Genomic DNA, 24,861 nt, shown 5'->3' with positions numbered 1-24,861 from the left:
GCTCTCCTCACAGATTCCTACCGTAAGAAAAGCAAAAGCTATGCCCAGCCTAAGTTACTGACTCTAGGTCGGCCTTGCGCCATCCGGCTCAGTAAAGCGGGGCCGTCACCTCTTATTCTGCTCCATTTCGGACCACCTTCACAGCCATAACCTGCACCAAGATTCGTCATTGCTAATTTTATCAAGAGATTTTAGACTCGTAACAATTTTTAACGAAGTATCAGGGATTTATGGCAACTTCTATCTCACGCCGTAAGCTATTTGCGTTCACAGCACTGGGATCAGCATCCTTGGGGCTGGCTATCCTATGGGGACGCATTCGACCTGCTAAACCTTTAGAACTAGACGGCTTTCTTACCCAAGAGCAAAAAGCCTTAATCCTAGCACTCAGTCCCACCATCCTTGGGATTGAAAGGAACAAAGTATTACCATTAGGTGATGAGCTACTAACTCGTATTGAGTTGTTCATTCAATCTTTTTCGCCAACGGTGGCGCAAGATATCCTAAACGTTTTAGATGTGATGAACTTTCCCGCTACTGCTTGGCTATTTGGCTTGTACCAGTCATGGGGGGCGGCAACAGAATCTGAACTTCATCAATTCATTCATGAGATGAGTCAATCTCGGATAGCCCTCGTTCAAATCGTACTTCGCAGTTTCGTTTCCTTGTTATCATCCTCTTATTACTCCATTCCAAGCACTTGGCTTGAGATTTCCTATCCTGGAATGATTTCTTTTGAGGGGCTCTATGAATAGGAACCCATGGAGTCGCCGCAACCAGTGGTCCATTGTCGATGCTCGAAGCGCCTCACAGGCAAGTCTAGATTTCGATATTGTTGTAATTGGCAGTGGCGCTGGCGGTGCTACCGCTTCAGCTGCTTTGAGTCAGCATGGGTTTAGAGTCGCTATCATCGAAGATGGTGATCTTGTTACTGCAAAGAATTTTGCCAAGTCAGAGCAAGAGGCTTATGGTCTCTATCAGGATCGCGGGAGTCGATTTACCCAAGACAAAACCATAGGAATTCTCCAGGGTCGGTCCGTTGGTGGCTCTACAACAGTCAATTGGACATCTAGTTTTCGCACACCTGTAGATACTCTACAGTTCTGGCAAGATCAATATGCCGTCGAATGGAGCAAAGACGAGCTGATTCCTCACTTTCAAAAGCATGAAGCCGATCTTAATATTCACCGGTGGGAAGGGTTGCCAAACCCCAATAACTCGGTACTGGAGCGTGGGCTTAAAAACTTAGGCTTGGATGCCCAACGAATCCCTCGCAATGTATCAGGCTGCCACAATCTCGGCTACTGCGGCCAGGGATGCCCTGTCAACGCTAAGCTTTCGATGGTGATAACCCGTATTCCAGAAGCACTAGATCATGGTGCAACCCTGATACACAACTGCTTTGTTCATCGGCTTCAATGGTACAAGAACAGAGTCACCGAACTTCATTGCCAAGCTAGTGAGGGCCCCGGGAAGCGAAGCGGCCAGGTTTTAAAGATCAAAGCCAAGCACTTCATTCTAGCTGCCGGTTCCATCGGTAGCCCTGGGATCCTACTTCGATCTCATGTCCCAGACCCTTACGATCAACTTGGCCGTCGGACAACCTTACACCCGGTATTGATTTCCGGTGCTTTGTTTAAGGAATCTATAACAGGTTGGCATGGAGCGCCCCAGTCGGTGTACTCAGACCAATTTCTGCGGCCTAAGAACCCTAAAAAGCTTGGATACAAGCTAGAGGTCTCACCGATGTTCCCTATGCTCATGGCTGGCATCTTGCCTAGCCTCGGTTATGAACATCGTGCGATCATGACTCGCTTTGAGCGGGCCGGCAATATCATCGCCCTCTTGCGGGATGGTTATCACGATGAAGCCCCTGGAGGTCGCGTTGTGCTGGATGACAATGGTCGAGCAGTATTGTCATACCCATGGACTGATGCTCTTGCTGACGGAGCCCGTCGCGCACTGCTTACAATGGCCGAGATTCAATTGGCAGCCGGTGCCGATGAAATCATTCCGTTTCATTGTGATGGCAGCCGGACCAAGTCGTTCTCCAAAGCCACGGCTATGATAGCTCAACTCACCATGAAACCACCGTTCTTGAAAGTCATGAGCGCTCATGTGATGGGAGGTTGTTCCATGGGTAAGCCAGAACAAGGGGTTGTCGATTCCTGGGGTCGGCATCACCACCTTCATAACCTCAATGTGCTCGATGGCTCTATATTCCCCAGTTCCTTAGGGGTTAATCCACAACTGAGTATCTATGGAATAACTTCGCTTCTCACGGAACACCTCGTACAAGAGCTAGACCGGGAATCGAAACAAAAGGTTCACTAACGAACTGAAGCTGAGAGATCCTGCCGTCGCAGTGCCTCGCGAACCGGCCTAGCGCTACCCTGTTCCCCTTGAAGGGTTATGCTAGACATTATGTTTAGCTTGGCAGAATGAAACGATATTTTTTCAATATCCGCAAAAATTCCTTTGGCCAGCCTTAGAAAAAAATACAATATTTCAAAATTATCACTAATTTTTAAAAAGCCGTCTCCGAGGAATTCCTCACTTACAGATTGTACGTAGAGGAAGTAAATGGATTCAAAAGACAAAATATCGCTCGAGTTCACCGAGGACATGCACGGTTTTTATATCAAGCCACAGGCCCAAGATATTCCATACGATGATCTTGGCACCTACCAGTTCGCCTATCAAGAAGGAGAGAAGTCTCAGGCAGCCCTAAAGTTTCGTTTGACGATCGCTATAGACGATATCGATCAGTTTGTTAAAGACCCGAAACTTAGAGCCAAAGCTACTGGCTATGTGGAGTGTGATGAGCTAGGTGGCCGTTGCGCAGTGGAAAAAGGAACGTTCAACCTCTTTGTCAGAAGCTTGAACGAACGAGAGCGAGATATTGTCAAAGAGATGCACTACACTCTATACTTCTATGATTCGAATCGAAAGCCATACACTTTCTACGGCTTCAAAGCTATCAAGGAAGGAGAGATGACTGAGGGCTGGGATGAAACGACCACCCTCTACACTAGGGTTTGGCAAGGGCATAGCGAAACTCCATCAGTAGTCTTTGCCTATGGAGTATTGCGACTAACTGCCTCTGACTTCGCGAGGCAAATGACGACGTTTAAAAGCTCGGGAAAAACCTTCTCTGATCGCGCCCATGCCATGCTCCGCTTCGCTGAGGTATTTGCCGGCAATTTATGGGACGCTTACGAGCCCAAGCTCTTCGAATCTGAGCCTGAAGTCTGGAAACGCCATCTCATCACAGTAAATAGCGATGAAGGGGTCAAGGATGCCGAACGGAACATCTATGAGTTTGCAACAGAGGATAACCTCCAGCTCCGACTGACTCGTTTCAAGCGAAGTAAGTCTAAAGATGTTGTGATGCTTATTCACGGCCTTACTACATCTACAGATATGTATGTGATGCCAGAGCACTACAACATCACTCAGTATCTACTGGATCATGGCTTTGAGGATGTCTGGAGCTTTGATTGGCGTGGCTCCCGACGCTTTCCCTATAACTTAAAACCTCATCGTTACACCATCGACCACATTGCCTTGTTTGATATGCCTGCTGCTCTGAATAAAATGCGCGAGGTCCTGGGCCCAAGTGTTAACATCCACGTTGTTTGCCATTGCGTCGGCTCCATCGGCTTCATGTGCTCTCTGGCAGCCAAAAAGATCTCTGGGATTAAGTCGATTGTTTCGAACAGTGTGTCCCTAAAGCCCATGATCAGCACCTATGGTAAATTTAAAATTGCTTTAGCACCTGGTTTTGTTGAATACATTCTACGCTACGCATACCTAACACCAGACTTTGCTTACTTACCGGGCCCGGCCCAAGGGAAACTCCTGAGCAAACTGGTGAGTCTTTTCCATCGTGAATGCCAGGAACCTTCCTGCCACATGATCAGCTTCATGTGGGGCACAGGTGCTCCCGCTGCCTATGTACACAAGAATATTTCGCCAGTGACCCATCGCCGCCTGACAGACCTATTCGGTGGAACAAGCGTTAACTACCATCGGCATATTCGTAAAATGGTATTTTCCGGTGCAGCGGTTCCCATGGTGGATCTACAAGATCCTCGCTTCGATCTACCGGAAAACTACCTTGAAGCTGCCGCAAAGGGTCTACCGCCAACTTTTTTGATCTCAGGTACAGAAAATAAGGTTTTCCCGGGCTCCAACAAAGCGACCTACGAAGCTTTGAAAGAGCTAAACCCACAGCTACCAATCCAGTTCAAGGGCTTCCCTGGATATGGTCACCAAGATATTTACATGGGTCGTAAATGCGCTGAAGAAATTTTTCCGAGCATTCTTGAATTTCTCAATCAGCAGAAGGGGTGATACCGATGAAAAAGTTTGAAGCGATTGTTATCGGTAGTGGTTTTGGTGGCGGAATTACAGCATGTCGCCTATCGAAAAAATGGCCCGGCCAGGTCATGGTTATTGAGCGGGGCAAACGCTATCCACTGGGCTCTTTTCCCCGCAAACCAAAGGATATTTCGGAAAACTTTTTCAATCTACCCGATGAGAAGGTCAAGCGCCCCGATCATGTACCCCAGGGTGTTATGACCGGGATGTACGATGTTCGATCATTCGAACACATGGACGTGGTAACTGGCGCCGGTCTAGGTGGTGGTTCTTTGATCTACGCCAATGTCTTCATGGAGCCTCCCGAAGAAATATTCGATGAGCGCTGGGCGCCTAATATTAAGCGTCAAGCTCTGGAACCATACTATCGAGCCGCAAAAGCTGTCCTTGGCTCGCGCCCCATTCCAGAGGACAGCGATCCTCGCCGTAAAGTGATTCGCACCGAGTATTTCAAGAAGACTGCTGAAGCTATGGGTCGCGAGTCTGAGCTAGTGGATCTCAATGTCTTTTTTGGCAACGACTTGGAGAAGCCGACCCCAATTGGGGAACAAGAATTAAATCGTTTCGGCAAGTTGCAGACCTCATGCACCTACTGCGCCGAGTGTTGCATGGGCTGCAATTACCAATCTAAAAACAGCGTCGATATGAATTATCTTCACGTTGCCGAAACTAAGTATAACGCTGAGATCTTGCTCGAACACAAGGCCGTTAAGTTTATTCCCATCGACGAAAATGGCAGAGAATCTGTCGAGGCTAGTGGTGAACATGGTTTTATCGTTCACGTTCGGGATCTAAAATCGTTTAAGACGAAGGTATTCCAATGCAATCGTCTGATTCTAGCCGCAGGTACATTAGGTACAAACGAGCTGCTTCTACGGGCTAAGTACGAATTCAAGACCATGCCCCGTATCAGCTCTCATCTTGGAGAAGGTTTTTCGGGAAACGGTGATTTCCTCTCCTTCGTCGGTGAATCTTCAGAACCCGCTGACCCGAACTATGGTCCTGTGATCACCCAAAGAGTTGACTACAACCTCTTCAAAAACTTCGACAAGGATCGCGCCTTTATTCTGGAAGACGCATCTTATCCATCGCTGTTAGCATGGTTTGCCGAAGGGCAGAAACCCTTTGTTTTTAAAGTCTCAGCGATCCGTGATACCATTCGTGGCTACTGGCATCGCTTCCTAGGTCATCGCAATCTAACCAAGGTTGCTAGCCTGCTGCACCGTTTCTTACGTCATGATATCTCTTGGAATACGAGCATCCATCTTTGCATGGGTCTCGACAAGAGCAATGGCAAGGTCTCACTAGATAGACAGAGCCGCCTTGATCTAAATTGGCCTCAAAAAGATAGCATGAGTCTTTACGAAGCCATTCTTGATTCAGTTGATAGTTTCAAAAAGAAGGTTCGAGCTAAGTTTTGGTTTCCTCTACCGACTTGGCATCTAAAGCGAAATATTACGGTACACCCACTAGGTGGAGCAGCTCTTGGAGAAAACCCCAATAAAGCCGTCACTAAGGTAGACGATAGTCACTTCGGTGAGCTTCACAACTATCAAAATATCTATGTTGCTGACGGAGCGCTATTTCCAAGTGCAGTGGGCGCAAATCCAAGTGCGACGATTTCTGCTCTTGCTGAAAAAGTGTCTCATGGCATCACCGGCGAACAACCTAGCACTGATTTGTAAAGGATGTGGATACATGCAGATAGATTTTCATCACGGAGTGACTTATATTCTTGCACGCCTTGCAGGTTTTTCCCGCGAACAAGCTCAGATCATAGCGCATAGTGCTCAATACGTTGATGATGCAACCAAAGAAGGGGTTGTCAAGTTTGACAACTATTCTATGTTTCGCTGTATTGCCTCGGCTCATAAAGCGGTCGATTACCGAAATTTCGAGGCTTTGAAGAATCACCTGGTATGGATTCCCTTTCACTTTCTTCCTGGCAATCAAGTTTCCGGCTACAAAGGAGTGCCCGAGTTTGTCGAACGTATTATCTGTCGCCCGAATAGCGAGGTAGCTCAGGCTATGGTTGCGAAATGCATTCGCGACCGCAGCCACAAGCACAGCATCTACCGCCTTGGTATTACAATGCATGTCTTCGCTGATACCTGGGCTCACCAAGGCTTTGCAGGCATCTCTCATCCTGTAAACATTGTCAATAATATCCTCAACTGGCGAGGAGAAATCGACTACGACCTCAATGATCGGGTGGATGACTTCTATAATCGTCCATACTGGAAAGCTTTGGTCAACAAGTTTAAATCCGTTTTTCTAAAAGAAGTTGCCCCTTTGGGTCATGGCACCGTTCTAAGTTACCCAGATCGCCCCTATCTGAAGTGGAAATACGAAGATTTTCGTGGCCATGTAGTGGAAAGAAACAATCCAGAAACCTACATGGATGCCGTTGTTCACCTTCACAAAGCCATGGGTCGGTTCCTTAATGGCGATCATCGCCACGAACCACCACCAATGAAAGATCATGACCTTGCAACCATCAAAGAAATGATCGAGGGCACGACAGATGATGATGGAGAAATTAGACACCAAAAGTGGCTCCAGGCAATCGCTGACGGAAAATTTTCCTTTGGAGCAGAGTCTGTGGTATATGTCCCGACTGGTGCCGGTTCTTGGCGTCACAGGGCCCTAGGTACCGAGATCGAAGATCTTACAGAGCAATTGTTCATCTATAGCCAAGAATTTCTCGATAGCGACTGGAAGCTCTTTCACGATGCTATTAGCAACCATCGCCATGTGATTCTTCATGAGCTACTTCCTGAGTTTGGCCTCTCCGCAGCATAGTGGTAGAATAGGAGCCGTAATCCAAAATTACTCCGTTGCTGTGTGATTCACAAGGAGCTCGGGAATGCCATCGTTTGAAACTAGTATCACAATCAATGCCCAGCCAGATAAAGTTTGGAGCGTGCTGACTGATTTTGCGGCCTATAAAAGTTGGAACCCCTTCTTTCTCGATATGGGCCGCCTTAAGTATGAAGAGCCAAGTGAAGGTGTGCGCTTCCTAGAGATCATCCGTATGCCCCCTGGAGTGCCCGGAATCTTCCCTATGGAGATCACCAAACTGATGAAGGACACCACCCTTGAGTTTACGATGCCATATGATGTTCTAGAACCCTTGATTTGGGATAGCCATCTGTTTCGTCTCGCACTAACAGATGAAGGCGGCACAGTTTTCACCCATGTCTACGACTACTCAGGAATTTGCTTTCGGCTTGCCATGTGTCTACCAGCTATGGAAGGAGCTGTTAAAGACATTCACCAAAGAATGAATGAAGAGCTGAAGCACCGCGTTGAGTCTCATTGAACAGATGTCGAATCTAAGACGCTTTTTGTAGCTCTGGATTTTCTGTAGCTTCTGTGAGTGTTACCTCGATACAGGTTCCATGCTCGGAGTCCCCTTCCCGCGCCTCCTTACTTGTGATTTCCACCTCACCACCGTACTTATCCACAAAGTACTTGGCTAAGGGCATACCAAAACCAGTTCCAGCTTCTTGATTTGTTCCTCTTCGCGAGGTTTTCTTATTTTCGGAAAAAACACTATCCAAGATATCTGGGGGCATGCCAATACCCTCGTCCTTAACCCGAATCACAGGCTTACCATCTCTGAAGAAAGCTTCGATCCAAACATGGCAACCAGAATCTGAAAATTTAATGGCATTGGAAACAAAGTTATTGACAACATCATGGGCTAGCGATGTTTCATCAGCCATGACCTTAAATGCAGGTCGCTTGCCTTTGTCGATGGAGAATACCAATTGCACTCCTTTCGACCGAGCCTTATGCTCAAGATTAAATTCAACTTCTTTGAATACCACAGCAACGTCAACAGGTTCTAGAACTAGTTCTTGCTTACCAACTTTGATGGCCTGCATGCGCCTAACTTGATTGATAATGGCTTCGATAGACTTACTGGCTCGCCCAACTCGGTCCCAAGCCTTGCTCTGTTTTTCCTGGTCATCTTTAAAGCGAGATGCCACACGATGGGAACCTGAAATCACGCTCAAAGGATTAGCAATATCGTGACAAACAACTTGAACTAGAGTCCGTAAGCTATCCGTCTCACGAGTCGCAATTTCTTTTTGAAACTGATCTTCCTTCATCTGGTTAAACTGGAATGATAATGCGATGGCGGTCATGGTCATTTCTACGATGTTGCCAAAAATTGGCGCGAAGGCCACAAAATAGTTCTTAGGAAGGCTACCAACGTTACCCATAATCCAAACAATCAGGCAGCCTGCAAATAGCCCCCAACCGCTCAGGTAAAGCCCAGCGGACTTATTACCATTGCGAAAACCATGAAACCCTACGCTAATGACATAAAGCATCGAGAAAAACTGTGACATCATCACCAGCGAACCCGCTAATGGTCCGGGCATAACTATGGATAGAAGAAAGACACCTGTAACGACGAGCCCGAGAACAGCACCGAGGTAGAAGAGTTTCGGATATAGCTGTCTCACTTGAATGAACGAAATCCCATAGATAATCGATAATGGTGGAGAGGAGGCCAGAAATATCACTGCGTGTTCATGACCTAGAAAGCTGAATCCCCACATTTCCAAGAAACCGCTGTAGACAATATCTGAAATCGTGATCGATATTCCAAATAGCGAATAGTAGAGGAAGTTTCGATCCCGTAAGGATACGTAGAAGAATATCGAGTAGATGATCAGGCTAAACATTGAGCCTATATAGAAGAAATGCGTGATATCTGCGATTTGATGCTGAAAGAAATAGGTATCTCTCGTAGAGGATTGAAGGACGAGACTAACGCTCAGATCACTTCGAACTTGGAAGTAATAGCGCTTGGTAGCCCCCTTGGGTATCTCATCCTGAAATAGATTAAGACGGGTTGATTCAACCCGGTCTTCAATGGGAACAGAAGCACCCCCCAACCAAACCTGTTGCACCTGCCCATCCTGGACGTGGTACATATTGAAGGTTGAGATTTCAGGCCTGATACTTCCCAGGTATCGTACTTGATCCTTATCGCTACGATTGTGGACATCCACATAGACCCAAACCGTGGACCTAGTGAAGCCATAGCTTCGCTTTGGATTGTCTTTAAAAGCTTTAAACTGGGAATGGATCTTAGGGTCTAAAATATCATCTATTTCAAGACTACCGTTGGTATCTTCAAACACAAAGGCCCGAGGCAATAGATCGACGCTTGCTTGTTTTGCAAGAGCATCTACTGGTAGAACGAAGCTAGCCAATAGCCAGAATAGTAGTTTTGTTCGAAACGACTTCAAATCGAATACAATCACTTTAGGTTACATTTTCCTGATCATGATTATCGGCAACTATTTAAAAATATTGAGGAGTCAAATTTTTAATTAGGCTCGAAGCACCCTATCATAGCTAGTCGATTTCTGTTACATATTAACTGAGACCGGTGAATTTTTCCATTCATCAATTAATTCACATTATGACTGGTATTCAATAATCTTATGATTTTTTTGCGAAACCTAGTGAGAAGCCTACATAATGGTCACTACCAACCTGAAATTCTCGTCAGTGACGCTTTAGTTTGACGAGAAGATCAACAATGATCTCGACGTGTGTCGTCATAGATGCCATGGAGATGTATTGTTGTGGTGAATTTGATAGAGGTCCAGCACCAGGTCGATAGAAGCCTAACCAATTATAGTCTCTCGGCAGGTCTGGCCCATGTCTGGCAGGAAAGCGAATCCGCGCCCTTTCGATGTTAGCTCCGAGGGGTTCCAATAGGTTTTGAACCCGTTCCCAGTGCCGCCGCGTTAAGGCTTGAGTTAGCGGTATTCCTACATACCCTGCTAAGTTTCCCCGCCTTTTGCGAGTGATTAAGCAATAGAATCCCAGGTACTGCCAGAAAATCTCATCCGCTTCGTTCTCCCATGGCCCCGTTGGCCAGGTACAACGTTGCAGCAGGGGGTTGCGGAAGCTCCAGATAAGGTCAGTGTCGTCATCCTTCGGATGCAAAGACTGATCGCGATACTCCTGAATACGATGCAAGACTGAGCTAAGCTCATCTTTAATATGATCATCAATGCCATCAAGAAAATCACGGGCCTCGCGACCCGACATCATGTGATCGACGATCTCGAGCCCGAATAGCAGGTCATGCAGCTCGCCCACCAGAGGCCTCCCTATGAATAATTATAGTAAGTCGATATATATAGCGCTATCATATGAAATATTTTCAATCAACTTAGTCATGTTAGCACTCCGATTGGCATCCGAAAATCTCCCTGCAATTCGCTATTTTTGAAGAGACATTGAACTTTCTTAAACCCTAGACTCTCGCTATAGTGAACATACACTGCATGCGGAGCTTGACGATGAGCCTTCAGACCCTACACCGGAAACTTAACTCGGGGCCTAGCGCCTTTTTTAATATCTACGCGATTTTCGCGGGATTTATCACTTACTTTGCTATGTATGGATTTCGAAAACCGTTCTCAGTAGGACGTTTCGACGAGACTATCAGCTTCCTGGGTCTATTCGATTTGGATCTAAAGATACTCTTTGTATTTTCTCAGGTGATAGGCTACACCATTTCGAAGTTTATGGGGATCAAAATTGTTTCCGAAGCTCTTCGGAGCAAACGCATTGTGATGATCCTCACATTCATATTAATTGCCGAGTCTGCGCTCATCATGTTTCCCCTCTTACCGCGATCCTATCAAGCCTTGGCATTGCTTCTCAACGGCTTGCCCTTGGGAATGATATGGGGACTGGTCTTCTCCTTTCTGGAAGGACGGCGGAGCACGGAGCTACTGGCAGCAGGACTTTCAACGTCCTATATCGTAGCTAGTGGAGCCGTCAAGTCTGTTGGCAAATGGGTACTGCTGCAAGGTATCAGCGAGTATTGGATGCCTGCGATTACCGGGCTTATCTTCTTCCCAATGCTCTGCTTCGGCCTATGGATGCTGTCGCAAATTCCCGACCCAAACCAAGATGATGAGACCTTGCGAACTAAAAGGGCTCCCATGGATGCTGCTGCACGAAAACAATTCTTCTTACTCTATGCTCCAGGCCTTATGGCTTTAACTTTATTTTATATGCTGCTGACTGCCTACCGTGATATCCGCGATAACTTCTCCAGAGAGATTTTTGATGAGCTGGGCTATCAAGATAGCTCTTTAATCTTTACTAGCAGCGAAGTTCCCATAGCCTTCTTAGTCATGCTCAGCCTCGCGGCGATCATGTATATCAAAAACAATCGTAAAGCAGTTACTGCAATTCACGGCCTCCTGGTAGGAGGCTCGGCTCTGATTGGTTTGATAACCTTAGCCTTTCAACTAGACCTTATTTCACCAATCGTATGGATGATAGGTATCGGCTTGGGGCTCTACCTAGGCTATGTCCCTTTCGGATCAGTGATATTCGATCGAATCATCGCAGAAACACGGTTTGTAGGAACCGCGGCTTTTATGATCTATGTGACCGACGCCTTTGGTTACCTCGGTAGTGTTTCCATCATGTTCTACAAGAATTTTTCCGGCCAAGAAATTACCTGGCTTCAGTTCTTCACTCAGTTTAGCTATGTAACGAGTATCGCCTGCACTCTTGGCTTTGGATACTCAATGCTCTATTTTTACAGGCAACACCAGAAACCACCAACAGGTGGGGAGTCGAAATTAATTTAAAGGGAGATTTTCATGGATACCGAAACCATTGGTAAGAAACTCGTTGAGTATTGTAATAGCGGTCGGGAAATGGATGGTCTGAGCGAGCTATACCATCCAGATGCTGTTAGCGTCGAGGCTCGTGCAGGAGAGGGGCGTGAAGCCCATGGCTTAGATCAGATCAAGGCCAAACACGAATGGTGGAAAGATAATATGGAAGTCCACAGCCAAGAAGCCAAGGGGCCATTTCCATTGGACGATCGTTTCGCCGTGGTTTTTACCGCGGATATCACAGAAAAAGCTAGCCAGCAGCGCATGAAAATGGAAGAAGTCGGTCTCTATACAGTTCGTGAAGGAAAAATCGTTAAAGAAGAGTTTATGTATACCATGTAAATTAAATCAGCCCCCCGAAACGGGGGCCTTCGATCTATCAGTTCAAGCGAATGCTCTCTCCAAGGTCTAGGAATACATCAGACATCTGAAACCCTGAATAGGAAAAAAGATCGCGCTGGTATACGTTATCCCGTGCGAAAGGGCTAAAGGCAGAGAACTTTAACACCCCTTCCAGCGCTTCAAATTCGTTGCCTGAGTACACATCGTAATCTAGACTTAAGTTATCACCATTCTGAACTAGAGCTAGGCTAGCAACATTGTTCAGGCGATCGTTAACAAGCAGAACGCTGCCATCCAACTGAGCCACCAAGAATGGTGTTGATACAAGGGCTTCAGCGTAAGCATCTAAGTTGAGGCTTGGCGTTGCCGATGCTGTCGCCGCGAGTCCTGTGACATCTGCACTCGCTTCAAGAGATACCACGCCATTGACCCGGTAACTCAACGGCAAGCTGACGGGACCATAGGAAAGTGTGTAAGTGTCGGCATGATCTAGAATAAAGGAAGGAGCGATTGCAGCTTCAACCTGAGCATCAGTTGATAAGTCCAAGCCATCAAGCTCATACCCTAAGACAGACAAGTCGCTTTTGAGCCACTTCTTATTGTCACGATCGAGGCCTGTTGCTAAAGCTGCTTCAGCAAGCTTGATCTTGCCTCCAAATACAATCGCATCGGCTCTTGTTAGTGCACCAAAGCTGGCATGGGCACAATCGGCGTTGATTTCGGCTTGGGCTGTAAGACCGATAGCCCATTGCTCATCACCAGCGCTTACATTGTAAGGCCAAACTTTTTCTAGACTTGCCGTGCAGTCTGCCGCCAAGGCTGAACCTGCTAAACTCATTCCTGACAACACAATTGCGAGAGATCTCATACCCGTTACTCCTATGGTTTTCCTGAGCGTCTAGAGGCTGTCAGAAAAATCCAATTCTTCTTATCTCTTTAATCCCTCTTTAGTGGACTAAACCCCAGTATTGACCTGTTCCAAAGGCCTTCCTGTGGACTTTGCAGACAGCCTCTTATGAAAAATTGATATTCCAAATTGTGAAATAGCATAAGATCTCTGACTTACAAAATAAATTTTATGATTTTGTGATAATAATTAAAGGATTTTTAACCGACGGGATTGTCAGCTCCTTGCAAATCTGAAGTTGCAAATGGGCGCCAATTTAACGGGAAAAACCCAGGCAGCTCCTAGGCTGCCGGAGTTTATAGAGATAGGACGGCACGTTGATATTTCAATACCCTTGCTTTTTAGTAGCCACCGCATAGCTCATCATTGGCAGTGAAAAACGTAACCTGAGACACGTCGTAGCTCACGGGATCATGAACCTTGAGTCCAAAGCGAGATACGCTGATAACTTTGTTGTCATGTACAAACATTCTGTTGATATCGAGGCTATCACCTCCTTGCGTCCACCACCTCCCCCGACTGTTGGCTGCACATTTCGAAGTGATCAAGTCATCGTGGGAGATGCGGGCCTTTTCTACCAATAGGCCAGCTTCGATTCCAAAAACGATCGCCCCACTAAAGGTCAGCTCCTGGCCATACTCTCTGGGACTATTGTTGGTGTCCGCGTAGCCAAGAGTTGTCATTGGCACGGCAAAGCTTTGGTCTTCAGCATTGAAGAAAAAAGCATGGTGATTCCCGGTCACATCAGAGAAACTCCCACGATCACCAAACACCTTGCGATCAGTGGGCACGCTTTTGCCTGTGGATATATCGAACAGCGATACCTTAATCCCCTGAAAGAGCGAGAAGCTTCCTTGATCGATCGCTTCGAATCCGACGCCCACGAGATACTGTTCTCCTATAGGATGCATGTACATAGAAAATCCTGGAATCTCCAGAGCATCTTCCACTCGCGGCGCCAATCGATCAGCTAGGTTGATGGTATACAACGGATCTGTTTTTTCAAAAGTCACAATATAGGCTTTATCATCGATATAGCGAACGGCTCGAATGTCTTCCCGAGGCTTTCCAAAGTTAATGACTGAGCCTAGAATCTTATGCACTCCGTCTTCTGCCTTTAAAAGCCATAGATGGTTTTGCCCCACTTCTAGGTTTTGGCTTACATTAATCTCTGACCCTTCAGGAACTTCAAGAGGTCCCCAAGTTCCCGTTGCGACGCTGATAGTGCCATCACTAAGCTCCTTGAAAGACCACTGTCCTTTAGGGATATAGCCATTTAGAATCGCTCTGCCCTTGGGACTAAGCGCCCCCGTATTTGAATCATATGATATTTCAGTAATTGGCGTTTGCATCAATCGCGAACGAGCCCAATACAAGTATGGTGTCATAGAATTGTAGCCATGGAGAATGATACTGCTTGGACCCATGTATATATCATTGGCCAGTGCCCCTGTCGCCATCACTTCTTGCACAGGGATAGCGCCGACAGTCTGATTGACTCCAATACTAGCAAGCCGAGTTATTGCCCCCGGCCAATCATTTGCTGGAGACTTCAATACCTGCTCACAGGGAACTCCGCGAAATGTCCCATCAGCAAACTGCTCTGAAACCAGTTCCCAATGCTGCCACCAGCTCCTTTCCGGATCATACTCAATAGTCACTGCAACATTATCTTGTGTTGCTAAAAACAAAAACCCATTCTTATAACGACTGTCGATCAAACTGCCCTGTGTTCGACGTTCCAGAATCCTAGTAGGAACTTCCCCTGCCGTCGTTTCAAAGACTTCGACAATTACATCTTCTTGGCTTTGACTAATGACGGTGAGTCGTTGGTCGTGAGCAAACATCGATCGATTGGTGATTGCATTCATCGCTCTCCAATAGTAATCGGTATTAGAATCGTCACCAGCCACACTGATTTGCCCAATGACTGCGAGGCTATTCCGATCTATGACTTCAATTTTATTCTGCCGGAGAACATAGATATGAAAGGCATTTCGCTTAACAAAGTCTGCCTCATCAATACCTTGCTCTTGAACATTGGTGATAGAATCTTCGTTGGTACTCACTTCTGAGACGTCTTCCTCCACCTGCGATGATTGGCTTGCCTGGCTGCCAGAGCTACTCGTCTCACCTGTCTCCCACCAAGGGACAAACTCATCATAGTAACGATTTACATTGTCGAGCCGTTGCTCGAGATCTTGCTGTAACGATTCACAGGAATCGTAGGTTTCGATACGAGATTGAAACTCAGTGACCAGTGTAAACGTGGAGTAGCCACCCCCACTGGAATATGGTTCGCGATCACCCCTATCTATGGAACTATTAAATGGATCTTTGATGTTGCACGAACTTAGTAGCCCTAAAAAGATCAATATAGAAACTGTCGATTTCAAGGTCCCCTCCCACTTGCTAGTTTTGCTGTTGATACCAGCTTCTCGGTGCTTTTCACTCCGTTGGCGACAGCAAACAGAAGATTCCTGTATTCCAGTGTATTCCTACAAGACGATATTCTGTATACAGGCAAGCTATATAAACCAATCATTCTAGATATTTAAGAAATCTCTAAGGTTTTAGCCGTAAAATGCCGAATACGGATATAACTTCAGCATGGGGACCTCGATGAATAAGATCTATGGTTACACAGACTATAGAAAATACCTCGAAGATTACTACGACTTTAAGAAGTCGCAGGGAAAAGGCTTTAGCTTCCGACAGTTTTCGCGGAAGTGCGGCTTTTCGTCACCTAACTTTATCAAGCTTGTCATCGAAGGTCAGCGCAACCTAAGCCCCGATTCAGTGGAAAAAGTCGTGAAAGGCTTGGATATTACTGGATCAGAGCTTGAGTACTTTCGAATCCTCGTAAAACTTAACCAAGAGAATAAGAATGAGATCAAAGCGATCTACTTTGACCAACTGAAGAAGATCACACCTTATGAGAAACGTCGGCAGCTAGATACTGAGTCGGTAGAGTACCTATCTCATTGGATATACCCTGTTCTGAGGGAAATGGCAGCTCAGGCTGATTTTCGCGATGACCCCTACTGGATCTCACGGCGTTTGACAGGCCGTGCAACAGTTAAAGATATCCGAAAGGCCTTACAGTTTCTTATTCATCATGGCTTTATCATCAAGAACGAGGACGGGTATACAACACCAGACAAGATCGTTTTATCTAGCGATGAAATCCGTAATCTAGCTGTTAGGCAGTATCACCGCACGATCCTCCGGCAGGCCCAAGAGGCATTGGATGACCTTGAAGTATCAGACCGAGAATTTGGTGCACTCATCATTACGTTACCTGAGTCATCCTTAGGGGAGCTCAAAGATAAGTTAAAGCAATTCCGCAAGGACATCCATGAGTGGGCGATGGCACAGAATGATAGTCCGGCCCAAGACGAACAAGTCATACAATATAACTTCCAGATGTTTCCTCAAAGTAGAAAGGCAGCCAAGTCGTGAACGTAGCCACAGTCATAAACATTCCTTTCTACTTGATTTTTGGTTTGCTAATCAGTTCCTGCGGAACCGAAATAGGCAACGGACTAAGACCCGAAAAGCAAGCTACAACCGCTAGCTCACCAGATCCAGAAGCCGTTGAGGAAGGGGCATCAGCCCCAGACATGGATGTTCCTAGTTCTGATGACATTCCGGACACGGCAATCTCAGACCTCGTGCTCCTCGCCAACACCTGTGCGAGCCCCGTTAGCCGCGGCATGCTTGGAACCTATACTAGCAGTAACAATCAGAGGCTCAGCGTAACATTGGTGGATGCAGGCTATCTTTTGCAGGATGAAAACAACAGCCAAGTCACGATTGAACTGGACACCACCACTAGCGATGCCTTTGATATCACCTGGGTCGATGCTGAAACTCCGAGCTTTATCTGTACCCAAGTTGAAGCCGGTGATGAGAGTAACACTAGCTATGAAATTACCTACGAAGCTACTACAACGAGTTATGAGTTCAGCTGGACAGAGAGCAACTCTCAGATCACCTCAGTAATGATCAATGGCCGTCAATATACTCAGGAGCCTTAGGATGCTGTGAAATTCACTTTTAACTCGCACCCAGAAAATATGCGAAAGGCAAGAAAACTTCCTTAATATGTGAGGTGTTCCAGGCTGAGGCTTTTGTTCCTCAGCAAATTACCAGATTATTACGCACTCGATCCCTTTAATTTCATGTCCAAAATCAATCTCTCCAGCCTGCCCCTTGAGACTAAACTGAACCAATCCGAAGAGAGATCAAACACGCTTGAAAGACAAGATAGAGGACCCTATATGAGACGTAATATTTTGCCCTTTGGCATTTTCCTATTTTTGCTCACCATTCTAGGAGCCTGTGACGGCTCAGGTTTCATCGGTCAAGACGACAATAGAACTGGAGATGCCAATGGACCCTCGGAAGATGCCATCGCTAACACTGATCCACAGAATACAAACGTTGAAGGTCCTGATGTCGCAGAGCTTGATCTTGAGATCGAACTTGGTCCAGAGACAGAAATAATAGACATCAATGAGGACGAACTTGCCGCCAAGTGCGAAGGCGACGACGATGACGATGACGATGAAGGGGCTACCGGCATCCGCTTGAACTCAAACGGTGGGACTGAGTCCTATACTGTAAACACTGATCAGTCCATCATGATCAATGGTAATCAGAACCAGGTGGATGTTAATCTTGAGGCCGGTGCTCAAATAAGCAAGCTCTGTGTATGGATCACGGGCAACAACGATACCCTCATGGTAAACTCAGCAGCAAAGGTAGCTGACCTATATCTAGGAGTCGAAGGCAACACGAGCACTATCTTGCTTAAATTGATTTCCGGCTCAGAAATCGGAACTGTTTATCGCTATGTAGATGGCAACAACTCAAGTATTACAGCGACACAGTAAGCCAATCCATCATCGGGCAATAAAAGACGAAAAACCCTAACACATATCGCGCTAGGGGTTTTCTGATTGATTTTTATTATTTTATCTTACTGAGCTTGGTTTCTTTGATCAAGCTTAGACCAGATCTGGTCTTCCACTTCCCGAATCGATTCACAGATGCGGTCACCATCGCTGAACCTTGCTTCGCAAGCTGTTTGAACATCTGCCATACCCGCACCTGACATATCAAGCTCGTAAACCGATGACACAGCTTGAGTACAGACCGATGAGTCAGTAATGGAAGTAGGCGCCTCTGGCGTTGTTTGGCTCAAGATACTATCTGTGGAGAAGTCGATAGCTTCAAGCGCTGTGCTAAGATCAGTCTCCGTTGCAGTCGCGTAACGAGGGCTTTCGTTTTCGTTGTATTCAAATATGATATCATCTTCGAAGCTGAATGGATCACTTTGATTCGGGTCAGTAAAGGTACCCTGGCGAGATCCGGCACCCTCGTAGATAGCGATATCGCTCATGTTGTTACCAGTATAGGAAACGATGGCAGCACTTTTCTCATCAAATGAGAATGTTTGATTCTGGAACGTACTGTTGCCTTTGTAGCGGAACTTTGCCGTTACATTACCATCCTGCACACTCAAAGAACCATTGGATGTGAACGAGAATGAATCCGAGGAATCCGAAGACTGTATTGTCATCGTCCGAGCTGCATCGGGATCGAATGTAATCGTTCCGTCTGACTCCTGCAAGAGAGCAGCGCTCAGAGCGATGTTGTGAGCGTAGGTGATTTCTTCGCCACCGTAGTTATCGGTTCCTCCTCGGTTGCTCGTTACAGTGAGAAGTCCTTGAGTGTTATCCACCCGAATCACTTCGGTGCTACGAAGAGTGTTGGTTGTGGTGTCACAAAAGTTTAGACTCACCTGGTAAACATTGGCTTCCACATCTGTGCCCTGAATTTCGAAAATGATCTTTTCTTCACCACCTTGAAGGCCAGGTCCACCACCTGTAAGATTTAGCTGGCGATAGGCGGTTTCAGCACCCGGGGTAAAATAAGCACCCTGATCAACCTCGTCACCACTGACGTAAGAGATCAACCGATCCCCTGTTTCAGCATCAACTCGTCTCATGTAGCAGGAAGACGTGGAGGCTTCACTGAGTTCAGTGATCTGGCGAGCTGCATCCTGCATCACGTAACACTTTGCCTGGCCATCGCGGAAGTTTTGCATGTAAGTATCAAAGCTTGTCCAATCGTTACCGCTGGCGGCCGTTGTGATGTTAGTCACGAGGGTATCGATATTGTCTATCAAATACGTTTCGAGATTGTCTCCGCTGATGGTGCTGAATGCCGGCGGTGTTCCCACCACCGCATCTGCTGACCCCTGCAATGCCAGAGAACTACTGGTATTCACCAGCAAGGTACTCACATCGGGGATTGAATTTAGAGACGAAACAGAAGTAGACGCTGTGGTTTCTGTGGAGTCATCATCATCTTCTGCACCACATCCGCCCATCACGAGGGATGCACCGAGAACCAAACCGATGGATGAAGCTCGAATTCCATATTTAGAACTTAGTTTCATTTCTTAACCTTTCTAAGAATGATCTACCAAGGAAAATTCACTTCCTACTTAGAAAGCTTCGGCAAGGCAGAAATAAATTGAGGCATAATTTTTAAGCACCTGAAATTTATAGTAGCATGGGTGTACTATTTCCATTTTCGCCAAAGCTAAGGGATTCATTCCATCTCCATTTGGGATCGGAAACCCAGCTTTTTTCATAAAAAATGACGAAATGGTAAGCCTTAGGAGTTAAATTCCTGCCGCCTACCCCAGGCTATCACTCCTGCGGCGTAAGATCGCTTTGTCACAGTTTCTAATTCAACCAACACCTGAATAGAAAAAGTCACAGGTGCCGCAAGCTCGCAAGTACGCCAATATTCTGAAGAATTTGATATCACATGGCTTTTATGTGGCCTGCTGCTTGCAGTTTTGACAGCGAATGGATTGAGGAGGAAGCCATGAATCTAAGTCACGTTTTAATTGTTGCTCTTGCTATGTTCAGCAGCCAAGGGTTCGCTCACCGCAAGAATCAGTCACCAATCATCCAACGAATCAACTTCAAAGACTGCGGTGGTTTTGCCAAGGTTCGAGAGTTTCCTAATCAAGTTAAGATCGGTTTTCATAACATCAAACGCTGCCAAAAGCTCAAGATTGATGGCGTCAAGTATCATTTGAACCGAACCCACGGTAAACTCAGATCACTTCACATAAGTCTAGACAAAACTCATCATGAAAGCCAAAAGCGAATCGCACTTTTTTCCAGGCACAAGTATCACAGAGACACCGCCACCATCTGGGTCCCTGCGAAGCACAGAGCCCATCATTCCCACCATCACCCCAAGAGCAAAGTTCACCTTACTCACTCTGGAGATCGCGCTCAACTACCTGAATGCCAAGGTCAAATGAAAGTTAGAGAAACCCATCGTCACCTAGTGGTGAAGTACAAAAACCTTAGATACTGCAATCAAGTGACTTATAAGATCGGCGACCAACGTCACGTGCACTATGGGAGACACGGTAGGATAGTCTTACCGAAGCACAGTTACCAAGATCGATTTCGGATCAAAGTTGGACAACGCCACCACCAGCAAGATCTTGTTGTTATCCACAATCATAAGCATTCCAGGCATGCAACGCTTTAGCTGTCATGAGGCCTCGTAAGGCCTCATGACAGCTGGTCATAAGTTCTGGTCTATCAGCCAAACAGTTCAGAAGCCATCATGAGACTATGATGGCTTCGTTTTTTGATTGGGTCAAAAAAGAGTGGATGGTTGCAGTAAACCATCCACTAGCATTAGGAAAAAAGTACTCACAGACCAAGATCAGTCTGAGAAAGTCACTCACACAAACTGATCCTAGCTGCTCCAGGCTTTTATTGCAACTATTTGCATTACAAAACATTCTGCTTATTTTTCTTCATATGCTGCTGCTCGAAGATTTTCCATTGCAGATAGTCTAAAGCATCGGGGATCAGGCTGTGGTTTGGCTGATGGATAAACAGATAAGCTCGATCTAAACCCTTCTCCAGCCAACTGAAAATCCTCTTTATCCAAGCCCTCAATCGAGGCTCATCCGTGCCTGAATGAAAGTAACCCAGAAAGCGGATCATGACCTGTGGATAAGTCAAGCTAACATGAACCGCGTCGCGACGACCTGGTGTGTCGGTAATCACTGCCGACTTACCATAGCGATAAAGGTAATTGATTACGTCATCGCGAAGCATGCCCCCATAAAACCAGCTAGGGTGTCTAAACTCAATCGCGAGTGAAACGTCTTTCGGGAAAATCTGGAGGAATTTTTGCAAATAGGCAAACTCCTTCAGTGCCAAGCTTTCAGGAAGCTGCATAAATGGGAGGCCCAAATTTTTCCCGAATGCCTCTAGGCAATGCAAGTACTCATGCAAAAGCTTTGCATCGTAAGCTCCAAGTCGAGCGCTGATATCCTGGGGCACCTTCGGGCAGAATCTAAACTGATCTGGTACTTGACGACGCCAGTGTTTAATCTGATCGATAGATGGAAGGCTGTAAAAACTCGGGTTGAACTCAATGGCCTCATATTTCCGGCTATAGTGGTAAAGGTAGTCTCGGCTCCGCGTGCCACTAGGGTAGATTTTTGGAACCCATTCCGGGCAACCCCAGATTGGAGCGCCGATAACAAGTTCTTGTTGACCTTGCCAATCCAACCCTAGGAAGCCCTTGGTTCGGGGCTGATCCTGCGGGATGCTCCAGTCAATATCACGCAAGCTTTCAACACGGCCAAAATGCATCTAATTCTCCTCCACACACAGTCCCAAGCATCAGTTAGCATGCCTGGACTAAGAGGAAAAGAGGCAACGTCAGCTAGCTCGCTTCCACTGTGTTTCTTCTTGGGGTTGACGCGACCGCCAGTAGAACTTCCACATCTGCTGCCCCTCTTTATACAAGCGCTTCATCATGGGAATATCCGGCACCAGATAGGCCTGTCGAGGGACTTTAAAACGTGGATAGATGTCCACGTCAGAGCCTCTCGTGGGGCGAACCAGTATAGTTTCACGATCGATCGTCGGCTGATTGTCACTAATACCGCCATCAATATAGAGCCGACCCTGAAAAAATGCTGGAACTTCGTAGTAGATAGGAATGTAGCAAGAACTCAAAATTGCTTGAATCAAGTCCTGATTTGAATCGATGTCATGGCTGCTGATCATCTGGTTTTTCAAGCTTGGTAATTCAGTTGCTGAGATAAAAAGTCGATGCTCAATCTGTTGCCAGGCATCCAATGGTAGCATCTCTTCTAGCCCAGAACGAACAAACTGGGTCATGGAATGACAAGCCCCAAAGCGCCGCTTGGTAGATTCCTTGGCAAAGCGTATGACTATTTCCATAGCTTCTTCCGGGCAGAGGTTAAGACAGGCCATCGCTGCTGCCAAGGCTCCTGACGAGGCTCCTAGAAATCTAGTATTGGGACATAGGTCAGCGTTCTTAAGCTCTGCTAGCACTCCCAGGTGAAAGGGGAATAACCAAGCGCACCCCGCGAATGAGATGGAAAGATTCGTGTCTAAGGTTTTCACCTCTTCATCCTCCTTAAATATTTCAGTTCATGGGTCACCATCTAACGGAAAACCAAATGCAGCTGTCTGCTATCATCAAAAACTCAAATACCTCGGCTCCTTTAATAAGTTTAACTTCTAATCCACCGATAAGTAGATTAGGAGTCATCTAATTCAGAATCTAGGATCATCATTTGCTTGCTCTCAATACCAAAAAATGTTTTGCAGTAGTTCTAAGCTTAAGCTTTTTCCTTGCAGAATCTGCGTGGTCCCTACCAACTCAATTGATTCTAGAAAATGATGCCTACATAGAATATTTTGATTATGCAATCGTTTCTCATGACTCGCTTACCCCCAAGCAAGTGATTGAAAACCCTCAATTGATACGCCGGGTCTCATCTACAAGATTCACCCCAATCTCACTAGAAAAAGGTTACTATGACTTCTGGCTATATAGTGAGATTCAAATTCAAGCCCCTGGCCGCTACTACCTGTCGGCCCGAGCACCCATCCCAGGTGAATTTTGGTTTATTCAAGACAACAAAGTTCTGCCAAGCACAGAAATTCGTGACCGCTACCTGACTTATGGAGTGGATTTACAAGCAGGACCTGTGAAGGTCATCTTACGCGCTTTTTCCAACAACTCACCCATAACTGGCAACTTACCCCTTGTTATTATGACTGAAGCGGAAGCATCTTCAAAGCTTGGAACTGAGATGATGATCGTAGGCATGACCTTGGGCCTTTTCGTGATCATGGTCCTTTATAACCTCGGGATGTTTCTACTATTCAGAAAGGCATTTTTCCTTTGGTATTGCCTATACTGCCTTTGCATTATCTATGTGATGTGCTTTAGCAGTGGCCTGATCGAACTTGAAGAAACAACAATTTATATCTATCACACCATAATCGTGCTAACTGGTTTCAGTGTGGTCCATCTTGTTCAAGGACTCATTATCGACCAGTGTCACCCGTGGCTGGGATCTCTCTTAAAAAGTATCGCTTGGCTACAACTTGGCTTTTTAGTACTTCAAATTTCTGGCCTAACAACAAGTCACAATTTTGTCATTGGCACTACACTATTCTGCATCTTTGTTTCCATAATCGCCTGTATCAATGCCTTGGTGCGTGGTAGTCACCCAGCCACCTACCTTGTTATTGGCTGGTCGTGTGCATTCACAGCTGTCTTAGTCTACTTTATAACCCTAAACCTCGATGGCTACGAAGCTAATGGATGGTTGGTACCGATAAGTTTCTGCCTTGAAGTAAGCTTCTTTTCATTTGCCATGGGTCAGCATGTCCGCGATGTTGAGCAATCAGCGCATAAGAAAACAGCTCATGCCTTCTCTCAGCTCAAGAAAGTGTTCTACCCTCACCAGATTTCAGCGATCAAGGAAGGCAGGGAGCTTGAGCAGACCATGCCCACCCATGCTGGTCACGGCTGTGTAATATGCTTCGACATTGTCGGTAGTACTCAAATAAGCCACCCTGATAAAAATGATGTCTTTCGCGATCTCTTCATCAGCTGCCACGAAATCATGGCTCGTAACTACAACGGCTTCGAACAAAATGCTCATCGAATCAAGGAAATGGGTGACGGTTTCATATGTAGTATCGGCTACCCGTTTAAGGTTCAGGGAGGCTCCATACAGGATAAAAGTGTCGAGCTTGCCTTAGGCTTCTACAAGGCTATGCTTAAAGTCTGCCGCCAGAAGCAATTCCCAAACCCAATCGAATGTGGAATAGGTATAGCAGAAGGCGAGCTACGAGGATATTACCCTGAAGCAGGCCCCATTGAATATGATATCTTTGGCCGAGGCATCGTTCTTGCAGCTCGCTATGAATCGATCCGCAAAGCCCTTCGAAATAAACTTCAAATAGATGGTAGCTTGATCATCGTTCAAGAAGCCGTATATCAAGCTTTAAGCTATCAAAACCGAAAGCTGTTTCGGGCTATCATGCTGGAACAATATGAAATTAGCATCCGCGATGATGCGGATGCTAAGATGATGTATGTTTGTGAATTGAAGAACATTGCAAAAGATAACCAAGACTATGAGCGCTCAGCTTAGAC

20 protein-coding genes are annotated in these 24,861 nt (G+C 46.2%); 13 read left to right on the top strand and 7 right to left on the bottom strand.

The annotated features are described in order from the left end of the window. Window positions 1-230 precede the first annotated feature (230 nt). The 6 genes from B9N89_RS19550 (at window position 231) to B9N89_RS19525 (ending at window position 7,705) form a co-directional block, all read left to right on the top strand. The gene (locus tag B9N89_RS19550; protein ID WP_132321818.1) at window positions 231-755 is read left to right on the top strand and encodes a hypothetical protein; all 525 of its coding nucleotides are present in this window, start codon (window positions 231-233) and stop codon (window positions 753-755) included. Next, window positions 748-2,334: an FAD-dependent oxidoreductase gene (locus B9N89_RS19545; RefSeq protein WP_132321820.1), complete on the top strand. Its 1,587-nt coding sequence runs from the start codon at window positions 748-750 to the stop codon at window positions 2,332-2,334. Before B9N89_RS19550 ends, B9N89_RS19545 begins: the two co-directional genes overlap by 8 nt. A gap of 249 nt (window positions 2,335-2,583) precedes the next feature. Next, window positions 2,584-4,356, top strand: a complete 1,773-nt coding sequence (locus tag B9N89_RS19540) for an alpha/beta hydrolase family protein (protein ID WP_132321822.1) — start codon at window positions 2,584-2,586, stop codon at window positions 4,354-4,356. Window positions 4,357-4,361: 5 nt separating this feature from the next. After that, window positions 4,362-6,068: a GMC family oxidoreductase N-terminal domain-containing protein gene (locus B9N89_RS19535; protein WP_132321824.1), complete on the top strand. Its 1,707-nt coding sequence runs from the start codon at window positions 4,362-4,364 to the stop codon at window positions 6,066-6,068. A 13-nt stretch (window positions 6,069-6,081) separates the two neighbouring features. Beyond that, window positions 6,082-7,185 (top strand): DUF6765 family protein, encoded by a 1,104-nt coding sequence (locus B9N89_RS19530; protein ID WP_132321826.1) that lies wholly within the window; start codon window positions 6,082-6,084, stop codon window positions 7,183-7,185. 64 nt (window positions 7,186-7,249) lie between these two features. Continuing rightward, the gene (locus B9N89_RS19525; RefSeq protein WP_132321828.1) at window positions 7,250-7,705 is read left to right on the top strand and encodes an SRPBCC domain-containing protein; all 456 of its coding nucleotides are present in this window, start codon (window positions 7,250-7,252) and stop codon (window positions 7,703-7,705) included. Window positions 7,706-7,718: 13 nt separating this feature from the next. On the opposite strand, the gene B9N89_RS19520 is transcribed toward B9N89_RS19525, so the two are convergent. Both B9N89_RS19520 and B9N89_RS19515 read right to left on the bottom strand, forming a co-directional pair. Beyond that, window positions 7,719-9,668: a sensor histidine kinase gene (locus tag B9N89_RS19520; protein WP_132321830.1), complete on the bottom strand. Its 1,950-nt coding sequence runs from the start codon at window positions 9,666-9,668 to the stop codon at window positions 7,719-7,721. Between the two features lie 247 nt (window positions 9,669-9,915). Continuing rightward, window positions 9,916-10,518: a hypothetical protein gene (locus B9N89_RS19515; protein WP_132321832.1), complete on the bottom strand. Its 603-nt coding sequence runs from the start codon at window positions 10,516-10,518 to the stop codon at window positions 9,916-9,918. 203 nt (window positions 10,519-10,721) lie between these two features. On the opposite strand from B9N89_RS19515, the gene B9N89_RS19510 reads away from it, so the two are divergent. Both B9N89_RS19510 and B9N89_RS19505 read left to right on the top strand, forming a co-directional pair. Then, window positions 10,722-12,032 carry a DUF5690 family protein gene (locus tag B9N89_RS19510; protein WP_132321834.1) on the top strand — a complete coding sequence of 437 codons (1,311 nt, stop codon included), beginning with the start codon at window positions 10,722-10,724 and terminating at the stop codon, window positions 12,030-12,032. 12 nt (window positions 12,033-12,044) lie between these two features. Continuing rightward, window positions 12,045-12,404, top strand: coding sequence for a nuclear transport factor 2 family protein (locus B9N89_RS19505; RefSeq protein WP_132321836.1), 360 nt, complete (start codon window positions 12,045-12,047; stop codon window positions 12,402-12,404). 37 nt (window positions 12,405-12,441) lie between these two features. Here the strand turns inward: B9N89_RS19505 and B9N89_RS19500 are convergent, their stop codons facing one another. Both B9N89_RS19500 and B9N89_RS19495 read right to left on the bottom strand, forming a co-directional pair. After that, window positions 12,442-13,272, bottom strand: coding sequence for a hypothetical protein (locus tag B9N89_RS19500; protein WP_132321838.1), 831 nt, complete (start codon window positions 13,270-13,272; stop codon window positions 12,442-12,444). A 380-nt stretch (window positions 13,273-13,652) separates the two neighbouring features. Continuing rightward, on the bottom strand, window positions 13,653-15,707 hold the full coding sequence (locus B9N89_RS19495) for a beta-propeller domain-containing protein (protein WP_159455499.1): 2,055 nt from the start codon (window positions 15,705-15,707) through the stop codon (window positions 13,653-13,655). Between the two features lie 226 nt (window positions 15,708-15,933). Between B9N89_RS19495 and B9N89_RS19490 the strand changes: the two genes are divergently transcribed. The 3 genes from B9N89_RS19490 (at window position 15,934) to B9N89_RS19480 (ending at window position 18,209) form a co-directional block, all read left to right on the top strand. Next, window positions 15,934-16,773 (top strand): TIGR02147 family protein, encoded by an 840-nt coding sequence (locus B9N89_RS19490; RefSeq protein ID WP_159455498.1) that lies wholly within the window; start codon window positions 15,934-15,936, stop codon window positions 16,771-16,773. Continuing rightward, a complete protein-coding gene (locus B9N89_RS19485; protein WP_132321844.1) occupies window positions 16,770-17,351 on the top strand; it encodes a hypothetical protein in 582 nt (193 codons plus the stop codon). Before B9N89_RS19490 ends, B9N89_RS19485 begins: the two co-directional genes overlap by 4 nt. A 243-nt stretch (window positions 17,352-17,594) precedes the next feature. After that, the gene (locus B9N89_RS19480; RefSeq protein ID WP_132321846.1) at window positions 17,595-18,209 is read left to right on the top strand and encodes a hypothetical protein; all 615 of its coding nucleotides are present in this window, start codon (window positions 17,595-17,597) and stop codon (window positions 18,207-18,209) included. An 86-nt stretch (window positions 18,210-18,295) separates the two neighbouring features. Here the strand turns inward: B9N89_RS19480 and B9N89_RS19475 are convergent, their stop codons facing one another. Continuing rightward, the gene (locus tag B9N89_RS19475; protein ID WP_132321848.1) at window positions 18,296-19,780 is read right to left on the bottom strand and encodes a hypothetical protein; all 1,485 of its coding nucleotides are present in this window, start codon (window positions 19,778-19,780) and stop codon (window positions 18,296-18,298) included. Between the two features lie 437 nt (window positions 19,781-20,217). Here B9N89_RS19475 and B9N89_RS19470 point away from each other — a divergent pair, with 437 nt between their 5' ends. After that, on the top strand, window positions 20,218-20,901 hold the full coding sequence (locus B9N89_RS19470; protein ID WP_132321850.1) for a hypothetical protein: 684 nt from the start codon (window positions 20,218-20,220) through the stop codon (window positions 20,899-20,901). A gap of 248 nt (window positions 20,902-21,149) precedes the next feature. Here B9N89_RS19470 and B9N89_RS19465 read toward each other — a convergent pair whose 3' ends face one another. Together B9N89_RS19465 and B9N89_RS19460 are read right to left on the bottom strand one after the other, a co-directional pair. Continuing rightward, window positions 21,150-22,025, bottom strand: a complete 876-nt coding sequence (locus tag B9N89_RS19465; protein WP_132321852.1) for a DUF72 domain-containing protein — start codon at window positions 22,023-22,025, stop codon at window positions 21,150-21,152. 69 nt (window positions 22,026-22,094) lie between these two features. Next, window positions 22,095-22,808 carry a patatin-like phospholipase family protein gene (locus B9N89_RS19460; RefSeq protein WP_159455497.1) on the bottom strand — a complete coding sequence of 238 codons (714 nt, stop codon included), beginning with the start codon at window positions 22,806-22,808 and terminating at the stop codon, window positions 22,095-22,097. Window positions 22,809-22,981: 173 nt separating this feature from the next. Between B9N89_RS19460 and B9N89_RS19455 the strand changes: the two genes are divergently transcribed. Continuing rightward, window positions 22,982-24,859, top strand: a complete 1,878-nt coding sequence (locus B9N89_RS19455; protein WP_132321856.1) for a 7TM diverse intracellular signaling domain-containing protein — start codon at window positions 22,982-22,984, stop codon at window positions 24,857-24,859. Window positions 24,860-24,861: the final 2 nt, after the last annotated feature.

Origin of the sequence: Pseudobacteriovorax antillogorgiicola (genome assembly GCF_900177345.1) — a bacterium.
In the GTDB taxonomy this organism is placed as follows: Bacteria; Bdellovibrionota_B; Oligoflexia; order Oligoflexales; family Oligoflexaceae; genus Pseudobacteriovorax; species Pseudobacteriovorax antillogorgiicola.
Note: the sequence above shows the minus strand (reverse complement) of the source record. Positions and strands in the feature narration are given on the sequence as shown.

Excerpts from the sequence above, each read along its gene's own strand:
- B9N89_RS19550 (WP_132321818.1), top strand. The coding sequence starts at position 231 with ATGGCAACTTCTATCTCACGCCGTAAGCTATTTGCGTTCACAGCACTG.
- B9N89_RS19545 (WP_132321820.1), top strand. The coding sequence starts at position 748 with ATGAATAGGAACCCATGGAGTCGCCGCAACCAGTGGTCCATTGTCGAT.
- B9N89_RS19540 (WP_132321822.1), top strand. The coding sequence starts at position 2,584 with ATGGATTCAAAAGACAAAATATCGCTCGAGTTCACCGAGGACATGCAC.
- B9N89_RS19535 (WP_132321824.1), top strand. The coding sequence starts at position 4,362 with ATGAAAAAGTTTGAAGCGATTGTTATCGGTAGTGGTTTTGGTGGCGGA.
- B9N89_RS19530 (WP_132321826.1), top strand. The coding sequence starts at position 6,082 with ATGCAGATAGATTTTCATCACGGAGTGACTTATATTCTTGCACGCCTT.
- B9N89_RS19525 (WP_132321828.1), top strand. The coding sequence starts at position 7,250 with ATGCCATCGTTTGAAACTAGTATCACAATCAATGCCCAGCCAGATAAA.
- B9N89_RS19510 (WP_132321834.1), top strand. The coding sequence starts at position 10,722 with ATGAGCCTTCAGACCCTACACCGGAAACTTAACTCGGGGCCTAGCGCC.
- B9N89_RS19505 (WP_132321836.1), top strand. The coding sequence starts at position 12,045 with ATGGATACCGAAACCATTGGTAAGAAACTCGTTGAGTATTGTAATAGC.
- B9N89_RS19500 (WP_132321838.1), bottom strand. The coding sequence starts at position 13,272 with ATGAGATCTCTCGCAATTGTGTTGTCAGGAATGAGTTTAGCAGGTTCA.
- B9N89_RS19490 (WP_159455498.1), top strand. The coding sequence starts at position 15,934 with ATGAATAAGATCTATGGTTACACAGACTATAGAAAATACCTCGAAGAT.
- B9N89_RS19480 (WP_132321846.1), top strand. The coding sequence starts at position 17,595 with ATGAGACGTAATATTTTGCCCTTTGGCATTTTCCTATTTTTGCTCACC.
- B9N89_RS19475 (WP_132321848.1), bottom strand. The coding sequence starts at position 19,780 with ATGAAACTAAGTTCTAAATATGGAATTCGAGCTTCATCCATCGGTTTG.
- B9N89_RS19470 (WP_132321850.1), top strand. The coding sequence starts at position 20,218 with ATGAATCTAAGTCACGTTTTAATTGTTGCTCTTGCTATGTTCAGCAGC.
- B9N89_RS19465 (WP_132321852.1), bottom strand. The coding sequence starts at position 22,025 with ATGCATTTTGGCCGTGTTGAAAGCTTGCGTGATATTGACTGGAGCATC.